The sequence below is a fragment of the bacterium genome (genome assembly GCA_024226335.1).
Classification (GTDB): domain Bacteria; phylum Myxococcota_A; class UBA9160; order SZUA-336; family SZUA-336; genus JAAELY01.
This window is the reverse complement of record JAAELY010000302.1, coordinates 1-984: the sequence shown is the minus strand read 5'-3', so window position 1 is coordinate 984 and position 984 is coordinate 1. Positions and strand designations below refer to the sequence as shown.

Sequence of the window (984 nt, the reverse complement as noted above, 5' to 3'; positions counted from 1 at the left end):
CGAAGCCTCGTCGCAGGCGCTGCTGTAGTTCGTTCCAGTCCATGTCGCCCTGGATTTCACGATAGCGCACGGTCGCCCGAATGCCGCCGAGACGGCCCCGTGGGCCTCCCCCGTGTCGCACGAGCGGCACACCCCGGCCCGCGGGCTTGTCTCACTATCCCTCGGGCGCCTATCTTCTTTTAGTGCTCGGTGCTTGCCGCGGCGGGTCCGTGCCGGCGTTGATCGTCGGGGGCGGGTCTGCTATAACCCGCGGCATTCCGGTCTGTTAAGCCGACGTAGCTCAGATGGTAGAGCGGCTGATTCGTAATCAGCAGGTCAGCGGTTCGATCCCGCTCGTCGGCTCCATACTTCACGGCAGCTAAGTCACACTCGTAACGTGAGTTGTCCGTGCGCTTGTTCGTTGCGTTCGCGATTTGAGTGTGGTTAGAGATGGTCCCGGTTTCCTGTACAGGTTCCGGCCAGAGTTAAGGTGGAATCCGCCTCTGGTTTCAAGCTGCCTGTCCTTCCAGTCGTAGCCCTCGATACGCTTCGTCCGGGGTGCGACCACCGAGCGACGAATGCGGTCGTTCGAGATTGTACTCTTCGATCCAGTCGTCGATTCCTCGCTTCATTGCCCAGCCGTCTTCGAACTCATTCAGGTAGATGCATTCGTACTTGAGCGATCGCCAGAGCCGCTCGATGAAGACGTTGTCCATCCAGCGTCCCTTGCCGTCCATGGAGATCTTGACGCCCGACTCCTTCAGTGTTTCGGTGAAGCCCTGACTCGTGAATTGACTGCCCTGGTCGGTGTTGAAGATCCTCGGCGGTCCGAATCGCTGCAGAGCTTCCTGAAGCGCCTCGACACAGAAGGACGATTCCATGCTGTTGGACAAGCGCCACGACAGCACGCGCCGGGTCGCCCAATCCATGATCGCAACGAGATACAGAAAACCGCGATGCATCGGGATGTAGGTCACGTCGGCGCACCAGGCGTGATTCGGTTTG

General features: G+C 59.9%; 1 protein-coding gene and 1 tRNA gene. One reads left to right on the top strand and one right to left on the bottom strand.

Translation table 11 applies throughout. The features are described 5' to 3' along the window. Positions 1 to 269 precede the first annotated feature (269 nt). Positions 270 to 345 (top strand) — tRNA-Thr (locus GY725_15810). A gap of 143 nt (positions 346 to 488) precedes the next feature. Here GY725_15810 and GY725_15805 read toward each other — a convergent pair. Beyond that, positions 489 to 984, bottom strand: a 496-nt coding sequence (locus GY725_15805) for an IS3 family transposase (protein ID MCP4005655.1), incomplete at its 5' end; no start/stop codon positions are given.